The sequence below is a fragment of the Rossellomorea aquimaris genome (assembly GCF_020171925.1).
In the GTDB taxonomy this organism is placed as follows: domain Bacteria; phylum Bacillota; class Bacilli; order Bacillales; family Bacillaceae_B; genus Rossellomorea; species Rossellomorea aquimaris_F.
This window is the reverse complement of the sequence record NZ_JAIVAR010000002.1, coordinates 222,418-240,122: the sequence shown is the minus strand read 5'-3', so window position 1 is coordinate 240,122 and position 17,705 is coordinate 222,418. Positions and strand designations below refer to the sequence as shown.

Genomic DNA, 17,705 nt, shown 5'->3' with positions numbered 1-17,705 from the left:
GGTTCTTAATTAAGAATCGATTGCACCTGATCTGAAGTCCGGCTTTGTCGAAAAATCGCCAGTTCGCACTTATTTAAACTATTTCGCACATATATAAAATAAACCGCTCTTAAATCCGGAATTTCGCACTTATCCTAAAAATTCCGCACATAAAACCCGCTCTTACACCAACCACCCTAAGTGAGAAACAATCAGAACATCCACAAAAAAAGCCCGCCTCCCAATGCTCAAAAGCATCGACAGACGGGACTTCCCCTCTAACTTATTCATATACAGCCCGAACCCCGCCGATCAGCTTCGGACGGGTCTTAGCCAACGTCACATGCGCGTCGCCGAGACTCTTCTGCGAAACCCGGACCGGCACCGCAACATGCTTCAGCTGCATCCCGATGAATGTATCGCCGATATCGATCCCTGCATCCGCTTTGATGAACTCTACCATGACAGGGTCTTCAAAAGACCGGTACGCATGGGTCGCCATCGCACCGCCGGCCGACCGGGCCGGAATGACGGTAACTTCATCAAGCCTTAGACGTTCCGCTGTTTCACGTTCAATGACGATCGCACGGTTCAAATGCTCACAGCACTGAAAAGCAAGCGATACACCGGTAGAATCGGCAAATTTCTTCAACTCACAGTAAATCATCTCTGCCACATCAAACGTGCCGGCCGTCCCGATCCGTTCACCGATGACTTCAGAGGTTGAACAGCCAACAACGAATACTCCACCTTTTTTGAGCGAAACCTTTTCCTTGAATTCCTCTAGGATGCTGCGGAGCTGTTCCTGTAATTGTTCGATTTCCATAAAAACCACTTCCTACTGTTTGTCTTCGTATGCCGTGATTTTACCGATTCGATTGGCATGACGTCCGCCTTCGAATTCAGTCCCAAGCCACGCTTTGGCGATTTCACGCGCAAGTCCAGGACCGATGACGCGCTCCCCCATCGCCAGCATGTTGCTGTCATTATGTTCACGCGTCGCCTTTGCACTGAATACATCGTGCACAAGCGCACAACGGATACCTTTTACCTTATTGGCGGATATGCTCATCCCGATACCAGTCCCGCAGATCAGGATCCCACGGTCGAATTCACCGCTCGCCACTTTTTCCGCTACCGGCAACGCATAATCCGGGTAATCGACTGACGTGTTGCACTCGCAGCCGAAATCCTCATATTCGAGCTCAAGTTCTTCCAATAATGATTTGATTTCTTCCCTGATATTAACCCCACCGTGATCTGAAGCAATTGCAATTTTCATCCATCGTCACTCCCCATTTTTGACTAGTGTTTGTTACCTTTTATTTTGACATACCCATCACAATAGATAAAGTTTTTCATCTTAGGACAAAAGCCTTCTTTAGAAGGTACGTCCCGCGGTGCATTAACGCGTCACCGCAGGGCGGGACGTACCTTCATAAAACACAATCCCAAAGAAAAAGCACAGACTAAAAGTCCATGCCATTTCAAACGATTTTTATAATCGGAAACGGGTGATCGTCCCCTTCAATGATTCAGCTTCCTGCTTGAGGTTCAGCGCGAGCTGCTCCACTTCGCCCATGACGGACGCCTGTTCCCGCGTTGCTTCCGATACTTCTTCCGCACCCGCTGATGTTTCTTCCGCGATTGCCGCTACTTCCTGTGATTGTTGGGAAGTCAGCCTGATGCTCTCCATCTGTCTGTCAACCAATACAGAGATGGTCTTGACCGAGTCAGCTACTTCATGAATCGTACCGGTCATCGCTTCGATCACTTCATTTGTTTTCGAGCCTTTTTCAGCTTCTTTATTGGCTGACTCGACTTGATTTGAGATCTGTCCAACGACATTCCCGACTTCCGTCTGGATATTCTTGATCAGATCCGATATGCCCTGAACGGCCTTGCCACTTTCATCCGCGAGCTTCCGGACTTCTTCCGCTACAACGGCGAACCCTTTACCATGCTCACCGGCGCGCGCAGCTTCAATTGAAGCGTTCAAAGCAAGCAGGTTCGTCTGATTCGCGATATCGCCGACCAATTGGATGATTTGCTCCACTTTTTTCGCGTTATCTTCAAGGCGCCTGACGACTTCCAATGAATCTTCGTTCCCTTTTGCAAGCGTGGAGATTCCCGCTACAAGTGAATGGATCACTTCTTTGCTTCCCTGAAGCTCGGTGACCATATTCTTGGACAGCTCCTCGGAAGACTTCGAATGATTCTGGACTTCCTGGGCAATCCCGATCACATCTTCCACCGATTCAGCCGTCGTTTGGATCGACATGGCCGAGCTTTCGGCACCTGCGGAAATTTCACTGATGGTCCTTGAAATCGAATCAGCCTGGTGGGAAGCCGTTTCAGAAGCCTTTGACAGCTCCACTACATGGGCATTCGTCTTCGTGAAATTTTCATCGATGCTTGAAACCATATCCCGAAGATTATGTAACATGCGGTTGAATGCCAAACCGAGCGAACGGATTTCGTCATCGGATTTCGGCACTTCCACTTCCACCGAGATATCCCCTTCCGCTGCTTTCAGCGCGGCCTTTTCCAAACGTTGAAGCGGTTTGACAATAAAGCCTGCTGCAAAAAAGGCCAGGAAACCGGACCAGAATACTCCCATCCCAAGCGTCATACTCGTAAACAAGAACTCATTCATATCCGGTGCGAATGTCGGCTTGATGAAATAAATGAAAAATGCCGAAGTCGAATACGTGACCAGCGCCAGAATCGTCGTAAAGAATACCAGTTTCTTTCTTAGACCGGACTTATACCTTCTCTCTTTCCCCATCCCTTTTCTCTCCTCAGAAAATCATTCTTTTTCTAGCTTGTCGATCAATTGCTCGATCAGCTCATCCAGCTCCCTGTATGTATATCTGTAAATATCGACACTGCCCCCGAACGGATCGGACACATCCATGTCCTCAGGATCCTCGAGCACATACTCCTTCAAGGTGAACACCTTATCGGATGCCTCGGGATGCTGATCCATGATCGCCCATTTATGATGGGTCGTCATCGTGAATACATAGTCCGCCCACTCAATATCCTTCTTCCGGAGCGAGCTGGATTGGTGCTCATGCTTTATATCGTTCTCTTTCAGCACTTCTTTAGCCTGAATCGAAGCATCTCCACCATCCATCGCAAATACGCCTGCTGATTTCACCTCGAACCCGCTTCCCGCTCTATGCTTCAAGACCGCTTCCGCCATCGGACTGCGGCACGTATTACCCGTACAAACAAACAAGATTCTCATCATCTCATCCTCCTTATAGCCTATTATAAAATATTTTCCAATCCCCACAAAGCACATTCACAAAGAATATAAAAAGAAAAGCGGAGGCGGCTTGGGCAGAGGCGACAAGCATAAGACAGGGCAGCCTTAAAGGCGGTTTTTGCCTTTTTGGATGGCATGGCTTATGTCTCGAGCCTCTAGCCGCCGGAGCTGGACAATAAGAAAAGCGGAAGGGCTTTGGGCAGAGGCGGGTGGCATAAGACGAACCGGACTCGAAGGCGCACTTTGCCTTCTTGGCCGGGTTGGCTTATGACATGTGCCTCTAAGCCCTGCAGCTGGACAAAAAGAAAAGCGGAGGCGGCTTGGGCAGAGGCGACAAGCATAAGACAGGGCAGCCATAAAGGCGCTTTTTGCCTTTTTGGATGGCATGGCTTATGTCTCGAGCCGCTAGCCGCCGGAGCTGGACAATAAGAAAAGCGGAAGGGCTTTGGGCAGAGGCGGGTGGCATAAGACGAACCGGACCGGAAGGCGCACTTTTCCTTCTTGGCCGGGTTGGCTTATGACATGTGCCTCTAAGCCCTGCAGCTGGACAAAAAGAAAAGCGGAGGCGGCTTGGTCAGCCACGACAAACAAAAGATGATCGGGCCGAGAAGGAGCCTTTTGCCTACTTGATGCATTTAGCTTAAGACCTCGAGCCGCTAGCCGCCTACGCTGGACAAAAAGAAAAGCAGAGGCCGCTCCCTCATCCCCAAAACAAAAAAACGCCCCACCACTCTAAAGCAGTGAGGGACGTACCTTACAAAATGGGCTTTCTAAATCAGATTGGCAGCAGGAGCTTGATGCCGAAGGCGAAGAGGATGCTTCCGCCGAGGGCTTCGCTGTAGGTGCCGAGCACACCTTGGAACTTTCTTCCGAGGAGGAGGCCCATCCAGGTAAGGACCGTGGCGGCGATTCCGAAGCAGGCTAGTGCGACGGCTGTCCTTGCTCCGAAGATCCCGAGCGTCAGGCCGACCGAGAAGCTGTCCAGGCTCACACTCAGCGCAAATAACAGGAGTCCGAAGCCGACCGGGGAAATCAAGGTTGTTTCTTCTTCTTTGAAACTTGAAATGAACATCTGGATGCCAAGCACAATCAAGAGGATGCCCCCTGCGTAGGTCGCGAACGCTCCGAATGTTTCGGATAGGAACTTACCCGTCATCATCCCGAGGAGCGGCATCCAGACATGGAACAATCCAACCGTCAATCCTATGTAAAAAATCTGCTTCAGCCTGAGCTGAAACATCCCCATTCCAATCCCGATCGAAAAGGCATCCATCCCGAGAGCAAATGCCATCAACATCAACGTAATCAATTCACCTATAAGTGTCGTCATCCTGTTTCCTCCTCTGGACGTGCCTTCAAGACAAACTTATGCACGTCCAAAACGAAATAGAATGAAAAATTGCCCTCCTTGTGCTAGAGACCAGCTCCCATTAAAAATCAGTGAACCCAACCCTTTATCCACACAAAAACAAAAAAGATCCCCACGACTGGAGATCTTTTTTTCCAACAATATAAAAATACATCAAGCCTTAATCACCCGATACCCCGCAGCCTTCTGAAGCCGGTTCATAATCGCAAGCCCGACCCCTTCTTCCGGGAACATCTCGGCAAAGATGATATCCACATCGCTATTATTGAATGTACGGAGTGCGTTGTACAGACCATGTGCGACCGTATTCAAATCATCTCTTCTACCAACGGAAAGCACGACATCGGCACGATATTCTTCAACAAATTCATCCGTGGTCAGTACACCTGCCTTCAACCCTTCAGCCCGCTTTTCATCCACGAGCTTTTGAACGTCTTCACGCGTTCCGTCAACGAGGTAAACCGGTGCATCCGGGGCATAGTGCGTGTACTTCATACCCGGAGATTTCGGGGCACCCTTCCCTTCTTTCAAGGAAGGATCGACCGCCACTTGACCGACGACTTCATGAAGCTGCTCTCTCGTCACGCCACCGGGACGAAGGATGACCGGCACCTCACCTGTGCAATCCACGACCGTCGATTCGACGCCGACACCCGTTTCCCCGCCATCGACAACACCAACGATCCTGCCTTCAAGATCGTCGACCACATGCTGCGCGGCTGTCGGGCTTGGTTTTCCAGATCGATTCGCACTTGGTGCCGCAATCGGGAGTCCCGCCTCCTCGATGATGGCGAGTGCAACCGGGTGGTCCGGCATCCGGATCGCAACGGATTCCAGTCCTGCCGTCACCTTTTCTGAGAGGACTCCTTCTTTTTTATGAAAAATAAGCGTCAACGGTCCCGGCCAGTAAGCAGAAATCAACTTTTCTGCAGCTTCGGGTACATCATTGACCAATTCACTTAATTGCTGTTTATTTGATATGTGGACAATCAGTGGATTATCGGACGGCCTTCCTTTTGCCTTGAAAATTTTATCAACGGCCTCATCGCTTTTCGCATTCGCACCAAGACCATAAACAGTCTCCGTTGGGAACGCAACGACTTCGTTTTCCTGCAAAAATCGTGCTGCATCCACAATTTGTGGATAACTTTTATTCTTATCCACATCATTTTCCACAATCCAGCGTTTCATCATATCAGTACTCCACCTTTTTATCTCAAACATACATCTACTCACGTTCATGTGGATAAACACTGAATTATCAAGTGTTCCACAAGTAAACCCTTTTGAAATTATAAAAGAAACAAAACATTTTCTCAAGTATTATCCACAAAACCTGAACAAATCACCCCCATCTGTGGATAACCCTGTGGACGAGTGTGAATAATTCTGAAAAAAGAGACATTTCGACAAACAGGCCACCCTGACAAGTTTTTTGTCGAATCACCAATAAAAAAACCGGACCATTTTTTCGAAAAATGATCCGGACTGCCCGTCAGAGATTTCTGACCCACGATGCCTGTTTTGTCGAAAATTTGGTTCAAACCCTATAATTGAAGGCTCATCGTGAGCAAGTTATCCACTGTGGATAAGTGTTTCGCATGAACAAAATCCTTCAGTTCGTCCACAAATGATTGTGGTTCCTGTTGAAAACCCAGCACCTCAAAAAAGTTCAATGACGCTTTCCGATTAGTGATCAAGTAAAGCTGGGTAAGCTCTTTTGATTTTGCCAGCTTGAAAATTTCCTGGAAGAGGGTGAAGATTTCCTCGCTATCAAACTGAGGTGTGACGACAAGTGAACGAAGCAGTCCGGTCGTTCCCCTCATCTCGATTCCGAGCGTCCCGATTAAATTCTCATCCTCATCCTCCACGACAAGGAAGCAATCAATCGTCCCCTTCACCCCTTCTGTACTGAGTCCCGCTTTTACCAAAAATCCGATCACCTTATAAATATCCTCCTGCGTCGCCTGCCTGATCCTCTTCGTCATTTTTGTCTTCCTCCTTTTTTTCTAGTATCCTTACTCTTACTTTATGAGAGGGAGGAAAGATTAGAACCAGAATTTAATAGATTTCTATTTTTTAATAGAAGCCAAATAAAAAAGCCCCATCCTACTGGATGAAGCCCTTCTCTCACTTAAACAATCCCTTGAACAAGTCAACAACGAAGAACCGTTTCTCTACTTCTTGCCCATCGCCTTCTTCCACAAACACTTGCTCTTTTGCAGCAGGCTCCTCATTCTTTGTTTGCAACTCTTCCATTACGTTATTTTCATTGATTGTAGATGAAGGAACTTCAACAACCTCGGTCTCTTCCGATTGTTCAACGGATGTGCCTTCCACTTCCGCACTCTCTTCCATAACCTCGTCTTGCTGATTTACTTCCGTCACCACATCATCATCCGCTTCCACAGCCTCGTCTTCCGCATCCACTTCCGTCACCACATCACCGTTCGCTTCCACCGTCGTTTCAAATCCAGGACTCCTCACTGCGTTGCCAGTTGAAAAATCAAGGAAGCATAGCGGCGGATACAGGACGCACCACCAATTGGCGCCTTCCCCTTTTCCAAGCGTGATCAGAACCGCTTCATATTCACCGGCCGGATAGAGATACTGCCCATAAAGCTTCGTCGGGAACTGGACTTTTCCGAACTCGATGTGAACGCTTTGATTCAATCCTTCCGCTGCCACAACATCTTCCGCAATTTGCTTAAGCTCTGGCAGTCCCGCTTGAATGACCGCTTTCGCTTCATCCTGGGATGTCAGATTCCCAACCCACTTCGTAATCTCTTTATTCACTTCATCACGGACCAACCGCTTCACGTTCTGATCACTTTCCAAGTCACTGTTTGCAAGGATTCGCAAGCGGATCGCATCCTCCGGAATCACCATCGGCTCCTCGGCTGCAATTTCCTGTTTCGGAATATATAAACTTAAGATTGTCCCTAAAGTTAGAATCAAGATATACATTAATACCGCGTGTTTTGTTTTCATCTTCTCTCCACCTTCCCCTCAGTAAATCAGTGTGGACAAGATGGGGACATCTTAAACTAGTAAATTGATATTTTTTTACTCAAACCCTCGGTCAAGGCGATTTGATAATATATTCTTGTTTTTGATAATAAATCTATCGGTTTTGATCATATAATCGGATTTTTGATAATAACGCCTTCACTTTTGATAATATAGGCCCCCTCGCCCCCTATTCACTGCCTATTATTCTACTAAAAAGGGATTTCTCATCTAAATGGAGCCTATTTTCATTAAAAAAAGACCCCTTTTCCATAAAAAAGGAGCCTTCATTACAAATTCTATCCCTTACAGCAAAACACCATCCGGTCCTTGCCGTTAATATCAAACACCACTTCGGTCTCCGCTTCTGGGAACGTCTCCCGGAGCATATCCGCAACCGTTTCACCCTGACCGGCCCCGACTTCGAAGCCAATCAGAAATGCATCGTTCATTACAGAGGGTAATTCGTCCATGAACCGTCGATACAGATCGTACCCGTCTTCCCCGCCGAATAACGCGAGCTGCGGTTCATGATCGACGACCACTTCCGACATCGTTTCGCGGTCACCGAGCGGGATATATGGAGGGTTCGATAGCATGATATCGAGCTTTACGCCATCGTCCATCAGCGGCTTCAACAGATCTCCCTGGTAAAAGGAGACTTCAGCCCCCAACCGCTGACTGTTTTCCTTCGCGACACAGAGTGCTTCCTCGGAGATATCCACAGCCATCATCTCAACCGGCCAAGCCGTTGACTCAAGCTTCAGTGTAATCGCGATCGCTCCACTTCCAGTTCCGATATCCGCAGCCCGGAGTGAACCGCCACGAGGAAACAGCCGCTTCATTTTTTCCAGCCCGTAATAGATGAGCTCTTCCGTTTCCGGTCGTGGGATCAATACGTGCTCATTTACTAGAAACGTCCGACCGTAAAACTCCTCAAACCCGATGATATGCTGGATCGGGACGCCGTCCGCATGCGATCGAACCCCCTGCTGGAACTCTTCCCATTTCTCCGCAGAAATCTCCATCCGCTGTTCCGCCAAGAGCTGCGAACGCGACATGTCCAAGAGGTGCCGCAGGTAGATTTCTCCCGCATTTTCATCCCGATTCTGTTTCTTTAAAAAAGAAGAAGCCCACTTCAGGGCTTCAAATACAGTCACGTTCATCTTATACTTCTTCCATTCTTTCAAGGAGCTTGGATTGATCTTCGATGATCAGGGCATCGATGACATCATCCATTTTCCCTTCAAGGATCTGATCAAGCTTCTGGATCGTCAAGCCGATGCGGTGGTCGGTCACACGATTTTGCGGGAAGTTGTACGTACGGATACGCTCGGAGCGGTCACCCGTTCCAACGGCGGACTTACGGTTTGCATCGTATTCAGCCTGTGCTTCCTGCTGGAATTTATCGTAGACGCGGGCACGGAGTACCTTCATCGCCTTTTCTTTGTTCTTGATCTGTGATTTTTCATCCTGACAGGAAACAACGACACCTGTCGGCAAGTGAGTCAGACGGACGGCTGACATCGTCGTATTGACCGATTGTCCCCCAGGTCCACTTGACGCGAACGTATCGACGCGGATATCTTTTTCATGGATATCAACTTCGACTTCTTCCGCTTCCGGAAGGCACGCCACCGTCGCCGTCGACGTATGGATACGGCCACCGGACTCTGTTTCAGGGACACGCTGCACGCGGTGTGCGCCGTTTTCGTACTTCATTTTCGAAAAGGCACCGTTACCGTTGATCATGAAGATGATCTCTTTGTAACCACCGACGCCCGCAGAACTCGCTTCCATGACTTCGATTTTCCAGCCTTGGGACTCGGCATAGCGGCTGTACATGCGGTAAAGGTCGCCCGCAAATAGAGCGGCTTCGTCTCCGCCGGCTGCTCCGCGCACCTCCATGATGACGTTCTTGTCGTCATTCGGGTCTTTCGGAATCAATAATATTTTCAAACGCTCTTCCAGTGCATCAATCTGCTCTTCAAGCTCGGATACTTCTTCTTTAACCATTTCACGCATCTCAGCATCAAGCTTCTCATCCAGCATCGCCTTCGCATCTTTAAACTGCTGGCTGATGTCTTTATATTCACGGTATGCTTCCACCGTCGCTTGAATATCTGATTGCTCTTTGGAATATTCTCTTAGCTTCTTAGGGTCATTCACAATTTCCGGATCACTTAAAAGCTCATTCAACTTATCATAGCGATCTTCCACTGCTTGTAAACGATCGAACACAGCTATTCACCTCAATTTTAATCCATAACAGTCTAATTATATTATATGGTGTGGGTAAACACAAGAAGGTTCGGATTGGGGGTAGATGGCTGAGGTGAAAAAAATCAGTAGTTCTTACAAATGATCAGTGGGGGCTACGCCTTCCAATCCAATCAACCGCTGGAACTAAAAAAGGCAAGCAGAAACCCTCTTCCACTCGCCGATTGAATCATAAGTTTATCTTTCCGTGATCTTTACGTTGACGTTGTAGCGAGGCAGCGCTTTTTGAAGTCGTTTTTTAAGTTTCGCTTCCTCTTTGGCTGTTTCTTTTGTGGTCATTTCTTGTTTGGTATGGGCGGTCACCCACATTTGATCACCGTTGATCCATACTTCATCGGGTTGGTATGCGGTATATTCCTTCACGACTTCCCTCGCTTTATCTTCATATATACCCATGCTAGTAGAAGTCGTCCCCTTACTGTTCGTCAGGTTCGGAAAATTCGGATTCTGGTTCATGCTATCGCCGTTGTTCACGTCTTGCGTTTTGGTTTCCATTTTAGGTTTGCGCGTGTCAATGAACTTTGTACCACCGCCGTCGTTGTGCATGCCGTACTCAGACTCCTGATTCACGCTGCCGCAAGCGGTCGCAATCAAGAAGATCACCGTAAAGAAAAGAGCGAGCATCATTCTTTTCATCATCGTCAAAACACCTCCTGATGTTACTTTTTCCATCAAGGGAATGCTTATACGAGGGGAAAATTGGGTTCTCTTTTGAAGGAACGTCCCCGACCGCTTTGACGCGTTAAAGCGGTCGGGGACGTTCCTTCAAAATAAAAAACCGCCATCGACTGGATAGCGGTTTACAGGGTTTCATAGCCTATTTTTATGATTCCTTCACCATATCAGGCGTTACGCTGATGCCCTTTGGGACTTCATGGTGGTGACGGCATCTTGGTTCATACGCTTCGGATGCGCCGACGAGGATGATGGGATCATCGTAGCCTGCCGGTTCACCGTTGATCAGGCGCTGCGTCCGGCTTGCCGGTGAGCCGCAGACGGCACAAACGGCTTGAAGCTTGGTCACTTGTTCGGCAATGGACATGAGTGCCGGCATCGGACCGAATGGTTCACCGCGGAAATCCTGGTCAAGTCCTGCAAGGATGACGCGGTATCCGCTGTTCGCAAGCTTTTGGACGACATCCACGATGCCTTCGTCGAAGAATTGGACCTCATCGATGGCGACGACGTCCACCTGCGGATTCAAGTCCTCAAGAATGACATCCGAACTCTCGACCGCCTTCGCAATGACCGAGGTGCCATTATGGGATACAACGGATTCATCACTATAGCGATTATCTAATTTTGGCTTATACACAGCAATCTCTTGTTTTGCAAATTGAGTGCGTCTCACTCGGCGGATCAGTTCCTCTGACTTACCAGAGAACATGCTGCCGCAAATGACTTCCACCCAACCGGTTTGCTTCATGACATACATGAAAGCGCCTCTCCTTTCTAACCCCTTTTATAGTAAAAGCGTCCCTTTTTCGAAATATTCAGTAAACACAACCCCTGATTGATTCCAAAAAGGACCTGCCGCTCAAGCTTTATTTATAATAAGCATTCCTTTATGTACGGAAAAAATGCTTTATAAGTGCGAATTTGACAGAAAAAAAGAGGCACAGCTTATCAAAAAACCGCCTCAATTTTGTCTTTACGTAATAAAAAACAGGCAAGCAGTAGATCCTTGCCTGTTTTTATCCAGTGAAGAGAAGACTTCGGAGAGTCCGTCCCATTCATATGCTAGGCACATAGACGGTATGGACGCCCCTGATCTTCTGACTCTTCATTATTGTTGTTTTTGTTTAAGACCGTATTTTTTGTTGAAACGGTCAACACGTCCACCAGCGTCAGCGAATTTCTGACGGCCTGTGTAGAATGGATGGCATTCAGAACAAACCTCAACGCGCATTTCTTCTGCTACAGAACCAGTTTCAAATTCGTTACCGCATGCACAACTAACTGTGATCGTGTTGTACTTTGGATGAATTCCTGATTTCATTACTTTCATCTCCTTCCGCCCTGAATCATCTGAAACAGAGTAATTTATTACGAAGATATATATGCGATATGAGCATAAGCATGGTAGTAGTAGCCAGCCCCTTACCGCATCCATTTTTAAAAACACATTGACTATATTATAACAAGGACAAGCCAGTTTTGCAACCTGTTAAACTGGAAATTGTTGTGTTACGTTACTTCGAACACAGTGACCAGTTTAACGCTTCTTGGCTTCCTCTGTCAACATCTCGAAAAATTCGTGGTTCGTTTTCGAGTGTTTCAGCTTACGCATAAGCTTTTCGGCGAAGTCGTGCTGATCGGACATCGCTTTACGGATCGCCCATAGCTTATCAAGGTGATCCTGCTGGATGAGGAGCTCTTCCTTACGCGTACCGGAACGACGGATATCGATCGCAGGGAAGATGCGGCGTTCTGCAAGTGAACGGTCAAGGTGAAGCTCCATGTTCCCTGTTCCCTTGAATTCTTCATAAATGACGTCGTCCATGCGGGAACCCGTGTCGACAAGTGCTGTCGCAAGCACCGTCAAGCTTCCACCTTCTTCAATATTACGCGCCGCACCGAAGAAACGCTTCGGACGGTGGAACGCAGCAGGGTCGATACCACCAGACAGCGTACGCCCACTTGGCGGGATCACCAAGTTATAGGCACGTGCCAGACGGGTGATGCTGTCCATCAGGATGACGACGTCACGTTTGTGCTCAACAAGTCGCATCGCACGTTCAAGGACAAGCTCTGCCACTTTGATGTGGTTTTCGGGAACCTCATCGAATGTGGACGATACGACTTCCGCTTCGACTGAACGTTCGATATCGGTTACTTCCTCTGGACGCTCGTCGATCAAGAGGATGATCAATTCCGCTTCCGGGTGATTCGTCGTGATCGAGTTCGCGATTTCTTTTAAGAGCATCGTCTTACCGGCTTTCGGCGGTGCCACGATCAAACCACGCTGACCGAAACCGACCGGCGCCATCAGATCCATCACACGCGTCGAAATCTTATTCGGCGTTGTTTCAAGCATCATTTGACGATCAGGATATAAAGGAGTCAGGGCAGGGAAGTGAACGCGTTCCTTCGCTGCTTCCGGCTCTTCCCCGTTCACCATTTCAACATGAAGAAGTCCGAAGTAGCGCTCGTTCTCTTTCGGAGGACGCACTTTACCGGATACCTTATCTCCATTTCGAAGATCAAAACGGCGGATCTGGGAGGCAGAAATATAAATATCCTCCGAGCTCGGCGAATAGTTGATCGGTCTCAAGAAACCGAAGCCTTCGGATTGGATGATCTCAAGGACACCTTCCATAAAGAAGAAGCCTTCTTGCTCGGCACGCACCTTCAGGATGGCAAAGATCAATTCTTTTTTTGTTAATTTACTATAATAAGAAACTTTGTATCGTTTAGCCAGCTCATAAAGCTCTTTCAGCTTCATATTTTCCAGGCTGGAAATTGTTAACTCTTCCATTATGACACCACGCTTTATTAATTTGATTAGAGCTTTGAATTAGTGAATTGATATAAGGTGATTTGCATGTTGTCTTGTATACCCGTCCCGGGGACAAAACAATCTATGTAGCATGACCTTTTAAAAAAATGAAGAAATAAGGTGAAGCATTAAAAAAGAGAATGCTGAAGAAAAAACCTTATCTATTTTAACCATACTTATGGAAAAAGCGCAAGGTACCCTTTTACACTGTTGAGAACTATTCATAACTTTTCGCTTTTTCTATGAAATTGTTTGGTTTTTTGTGAAAAAACAGGAAGGTGTTGATTACCTGTGAAGGGTTGGTGTGGTTGATAAGATGGAGGAGGGGAAAGGCTGTGCTTTCTCCTCCTCTATCTTTATGAAGATTTCTCTTATTACATCTGTTGGCTTTTAATGCCGCAGTTGATTTCCGTGGAAGACTTCGCTTTCCGCGGGTAGCCCGTGAGCCTCCTCGTCGCTTGCGCTCCTGCGGGGTCTCACATTAGCTACTCTTCCCGCAGGAGTCTTCGTCTTCCACTCCAATCAACTGCTGGATCTGGTGATAAATCTATAAGGAAGCGGTTCTCAAAACCTCACCCTACTTCTTATTTTATCACCAAGTTCGGTTTCTTTTGCAGGCTGTGGCGGCCGTCGATGAAGCGGACGGTTCCGGATTTTGCTCGCATGACGATGGAGTGGGTCAGTCCGTGTGTGCCTTTCAGTTGGACACCGCGGAGCAGCTCTCCGTCTGTTACGCCTGTAGCGGCGAAGATGGCGTCGTCTCCTGTGACGAGGTCTTCCATGCGAAGGATTTTATCTACGTCAAGCCCCATGCTGATGCAGCGATGAAGCTCGGCATCGTTCTGTGGAAGCAGCTTCCCTTGGATTTCCCCACCGAGGCATTTCAGGGCAACAGCGGCAAGGACGCCTTCAGGTGCTCCGCCCGATCCGAATAGGATATCGACACCGGTGTGGTCAAACGCTGTGTTCATCGCACCAGCGACATCCCCATCGTTGATCAATTTGATGCGGGCACCCGCTTCCCTCAACTGCTGGATGATGTGCTCGTGACGTGGACGGTTCAATACCGTGGCCACCACGTCTTCGATGTCTTTATTTTTTGCTTTTGCCACCGCTTTCAAATTATCGATGACAGAAGCGTTGATGTCGATCTTGCCGACGGCTTCAGGGCCGACCGCGATTTTATCCATATACATATCCGGAGCGTTCAACAGGTTCCCGTGATCGGCAACCGCCAGGACCGCAAGCGCGTTCCAGCCGCCGGAAGCGACGATATTCGTACCTTCGAGTGGATCGACCGCTACGTCTACGCGCGGACCATAGCCTGTCCCAAGCTTTTCCCCGATATAAAGCATCGGTGCTTCGTCCATTTCCCCTTCGCCGATGACGACGGTCCCTTTCATTGGTACCGTATCGAATACGTCACGCATTGCCGAAGTCGCAGCATCATCCGCTTCGTCCTTCTTCCCGCGTCCCATCCATCTCGCAGATGCAAGGGCAGCTCCTTCCGTAACCCGAACCAATTCCATTGATAAACTTCTTTCCATGTATACAGCCTCCCGAATTCCCTATTGTGTAAGATCCTTTCATATCCTTTCCTCTTAACCTCAAAAGAGGCGCCGAGATGACATAAAAGCATCTTTCTCAACCAATAAATCTCTAATTGTATAACATATTAACAGATTTATTGTAACACATTAATCGGTCCGGAGAGACTTTTTTTCTAAAAAAGGGGAGCCAATCCTTCTCATAGATGAGAAAGATTGCAAAAAGCCCGCACCCAAAAGGGGAGGCGGGCTTCCCATATCCTTTAGGATTTCATTTGTTCCAGTTCTTCGGCGGTCATCTTTTCACGCCAGATCGTTGCGCCGAGCCCTTCAAGCTTCTCGACAAGATCGCTGTAACCGCGGTCGATGTGCTCAAGTCCCGTCACTTCGGTGATCCCTTCTGCCATCAGGCCTGCAATCACCAGGGCGGCGCCTGCACGCAAGTCACTCGCCTTCACTTTGGCACCTTGCAGCTGGACAGGACCGTTGACGATTGCGGAACGGCCTTCAACCTTGATCGTCGCGTTCATGCGTCTCAGTTCATCGATATGCTTGAAACGGGCAGAGTAAATCGTATCCGTTACAACAGCGGAGCCTTCCGCTCTATTCAACAGCGCAGTGAACGGCTGCTGAAGGTCGGTAGGGAAGCCTGGATAAACGAGTGTCTTAATATCGACGGCTTTCAGCTTGTCCGCTTTCCCGATAAAGATTTGGTCATCATTCGTCTCAACGGGAACACCCATTTCACGAAGTTTGGCAATCACCGATTCCATATGTAGCGGAATGACATTGTCGATCAATACGCCTTTCCCAGCGGCAGCGGCAAGGATCATGAAGGTCCCTGCTTCGATGCGGTCAGGGATGATCGTGTGACGGCAGCCATGAAGCTCTTCGACACCATCGATACGGATGACATCCGTCCCTGCTCCCTTGATCTTCGCTCCCATATTACTGAGAAGCGTCGCCACGTCGATGATTTCAGGTTCTTTTGCGGCGTTTTCAATGATGGTGCGTCCCTTGGCACGGACGGCAGCCAGCATGATATTGATGGTAGCGCCTACGCTTACGACGTCAAGATAGATGCGTGCACCTTTCAATTCATCGGCGCGCAGGTAAATCGCTCCCTGTTCATTCGTGACTTCGGCACCGAGCGCTTCGAAGCCTTTGATGTGCTGATCAATCGGGCGCGGTCCCAGATGGCATCCGCCAGGCAGACCGATGACTGCTTTCTTGAAGCGTCCGAGCATCGCCCCCATCAAATAATAGGAAGCACGGAGCTTTTTCACTTTGCCGCTCGGCAGGGGCATGGAGACCATTTCGCTTGGGTCCACCCTCATTTCACCGTCTTCGAAGCTGACCGTGCCGCCGATTTCTTCAAGAAGACCCTGAAGTGTACGTACATCGGATATATCCGGTAGTCCCTCGATCGTGACCGGGGAATCTGCAAGGATCGTAGCCGGTATCAAGGCGACAGCACTGTTTTTCGCACCACTGACTTTTATGGTACCTTCAAGTGGATATCCACCTGCAATCTTAAGCTTTTCCATTTTAATCTCCCTTCCACTGTCAAATGTAGATGAGTGGGGTCTCTCAAAGTAAGTACCCCTTCCTTCAAACACCGACAAAAAGGATTATTTTTCCATTAGAGGACGATCTAAGAAGTGTATTGTCTACTAGTTTATACATATTTCGTCAAAACATGTATAGGATTTTAGGATTTTTTGTTATCGGTTCATTTGGCCTATTTTCATATATTCAAAATGACCGTTCTTCTAACACCGCTGTTGATTTCCATGCAAGACTTCGCTTTCCGCGGGCGGTTGGTGATCCTCCTCGGCTTCGCCTGCGGGTAGAAAAGCGGAGGCGGCTCGCACAGCCCCGACAAGCATAAGACGAATGGGCTGAGAAGGCGTTTTTGGCCTTCTTTGACCATTTAGCTTATGACCTCGAGGGGCTAGCCGCCGGAGCTAGACAGGTCTCACCTAATACGCTTCTCCCGCCGGAGTCTTCCTCTTGCATTCCAATCAACACCTGGAACCGATTTGAAATTTACTGATCGTGTAGAATGCCTTATCAAATCAACCATACTGATTGATTACCCTATCGATTATTCCAATCCTTCAAAAAGGCTTCGATCCCTTTATCCGTAAGCGGATGGTTGAATAGTTGCTTTAATACTTTCAATGGCACGGTGGCAATGTGTGCGCCTCTTAGTGCCGCTTCTGTTATGTGCTGCGGATGGCGTGTCGATGCCGCGATGATTTCCGTTTCGAGACCGTGGATCGCGAAGATTTCAGCGATCTTTGATACGAGCTCGAGGCCGTCATGACCGATGTCATCAAGCCTGCCGAGGAAAGGTGATACATATGTAGCACCCGCACGAGCCGCCAGGAGTGCCTGGTTGGCACTGAAGATCAGCGTGACGTTTGTCTTGATTCCTTCTTTTGCAAAAGTGGATGTTGCCGTGAGTCCGTCCGGTGTCATCGGGAGCTTGATCGTGATGTTCGGTGCGATCTTCGCAAGCTCGCGACCTTCCTTGATCATGCCCTCCGCATCGGTTGCGATGACTTCCGCACTGACAGAGCCTGGGACTAGGTCGGTGATTTCCTTTAACCGATCCTCGAACGTGACGCCTTTTTCTTTTGCCACCAGTGATGGATTCGTTGTTACACCAGAAACGATCCCCCAATCGAACGCTTCCTTGATTTCGTCCATGTTTGCTGTATCAATGAAAAATTTCAAATTTCC

The 17,705-nt window shown here is 48.4% G+C and carries 17 protein-coding genes; all 17 read right to left on the bottom strand.

The features are described from left to right. Window positions 1–262 precede the first annotated feature (262 nt). A complete protein-coding gene (locus LCM10_RS08900; RefSeq protein ID WP_224875883.1) occupies window positions 263–805 on the bottom strand; it encodes a TIGR01440 family protein in 543 nt (180 codons plus the stop codon). Between the two features lie 12 nt (window positions 806–817). Then, the gene (gene rpiB / locus LCM10_RS08895; RefSeq protein WP_224875882.1) at window positions 818–1,261 is read right to left on the bottom strand and encodes a ribose 5-phosphate isomerase B; all 444 of its coding nucleotides are present in this window, start codon (window positions 1,259–1,261) and stop codon (window positions 818–820) included. Between the two features lie 216 nt (window positions 1,262–1,477). Further along, window positions 1,478–2,767, bottom strand: a complete 1,290-nt coding sequence (locus LCM10_RS08890; RefSeq protein WP_224875881.1) for a methyl-accepting chemotaxis protein — start codon at window positions 2,765–2,767, stop codon at window positions 1,478–1,480. 21 nt (window positions 2,768–2,788) lie between these two features. Further along, entirely contained in the window at window positions 2,789–3,235 is a 447-nt protein-coding gene (locus LCM10_RS08885; RefSeq protein WP_318247483.1) for a low molecular weight protein arginine phosphatase, read from the bottom strand. Between the two features lie 793 nt (window positions 3,236–4,028). Further along, window positions 4,029–4,583, bottom strand: coding sequence for a manganese efflux pump MntP family protein (locus tag LCM10_RS08880; protein ID WP_224875880.1), 555 nt, complete (start codon window positions 4,581–4,583; stop codon window positions 4,029–4,031). 192 nt (window positions 4,584–4,775) lie between these two features. Then, complete coding sequence (locus tag LCM10_RS08875) at window positions 4,776–5,816, bottom strand: L-threonylcarbamoyladenylate synthase (RefSeq protein WP_412103384.1); 1,041 nt, start codon at window positions 5,814–5,816, stop codon at window positions 4,776–4,778. A gap of 353 nt (window positions 5,817–6,169) precedes the next feature. Beyond that, window positions 6,170–6,610, bottom strand: coding sequence for a GNAT family N-acetyltransferase (locus tag LCM10_RS08870; protein WP_224875879.1), 441 nt, complete (start codon window positions 6,608–6,610; stop codon window positions 6,170–6,172). A 142-nt stretch (window positions 6,611–6,752) separates the two neighbouring features. Further along, entirely contained in the window at window positions 6,753–7,613 is an 861-nt protein-coding gene (gene spoIIR / locus LCM10_RS08865; protein WP_224875878.1) for a stage II sporulation protein R, read from the bottom strand. 317 nt (window positions 7,614–7,930) lie between these two features. After that, on the bottom strand, window positions 7,931–8,797 hold the full coding sequence (gene prmC, locus LCM10_RS08860) for a peptide chain release factor N(5)-glutamine methyltransferase (RefSeq protein WP_263621446.1): 867 nt from the start codon (window positions 8,795–8,797) through the stop codon (window positions 7,931–7,933). Window position 8,798: 1 nt separating this feature from the next. After that, the gene (prfA, locus tag LCM10_RS08855; protein ID WP_224875877.1) at window positions 8,799–9,872 is read right to left on the bottom strand and encodes a peptide chain release factor 1; all 1,074 of its coding nucleotides are present in this window, start codon (window positions 9,870–9,872) and stop codon (window positions 8,799–8,801) included. 216 nt (window positions 9,873–10,088) lie between these two features. Next, window positions 10,089–10,550: a hypothetical protein gene (locus LCM10_RS08850; protein ID WP_224875876.1), complete on the bottom strand. Its 462-nt coding sequence runs from the start codon at window positions 10,548–10,550 to the stop codon at window positions 10,089–10,091. 184 nt (window positions 10,551–10,734) lie between these two features. Next, on the bottom strand, window positions 10,735–11,346 hold the full coding sequence (locus LCM10_RS08845; protein ID WP_224875875.1) for a thymidine kinase: 612 nt from the start codon (window positions 11,344–11,346) through the stop codon (window positions 10,735–10,737). Between the two features lie 351 nt (window positions 11,347–11,697). Further along, complete coding sequence (gene rpmE, locus LCM10_RS08840; RefSeq protein ID WP_224875874.1) at window positions 11,698–11,910, bottom strand: 50S ribosomal protein L31; 213 nt, start codon at window positions 11,908–11,910, stop codon at window positions 11,698–11,700. Between the two features lie 216 nt (window positions 11,911–12,126). After that, window positions 12,127–13,389, bottom strand: a complete 1,263-nt coding sequence (gene rho, locus LCM10_RS08835; RefSeq protein WP_224875873.1) for a transcription termination factor Rho — start codon at window positions 13,387–13,389, stop codon at window positions 12,127–12,129. 605 nt (window positions 13,390–13,994) lie between these two features. Next, window positions 13,995–14,957, bottom strand: a complete 963-nt coding sequence (glpX, locus tag LCM10_RS08830; protein ID WP_224875872.1) for a class II fructose-bisphosphatase — start codon at window positions 14,955–14,957, stop codon at window positions 13,995–13,997. Window positions 14,958–15,220: 263 nt separating this feature from the next. Further along, complete coding sequence (locus tag LCM10_RS08825; protein WP_224875871.1) at window positions 15,221–16,504, bottom strand: UDP-N-acetylglucosamine 1-carboxyvinyltransferase; 1,284 nt, start codon at window positions 16,502–16,504, stop codon at window positions 15,221–15,223. A gap of 553 nt (window positions 16,505–17,057) precedes the next feature. After that, complete coding sequence (gene fsa / locus LCM10_RS08820; protein WP_224875870.1) at window positions 17,058–17,699, bottom strand: fructose-6-phosphate aldolase; 642 nt, start codon at window positions 17,697–17,699, stop codon at window positions 17,058–17,060. Window positions 17,700–17,705 lie beyond the last annotated feature (6 nt).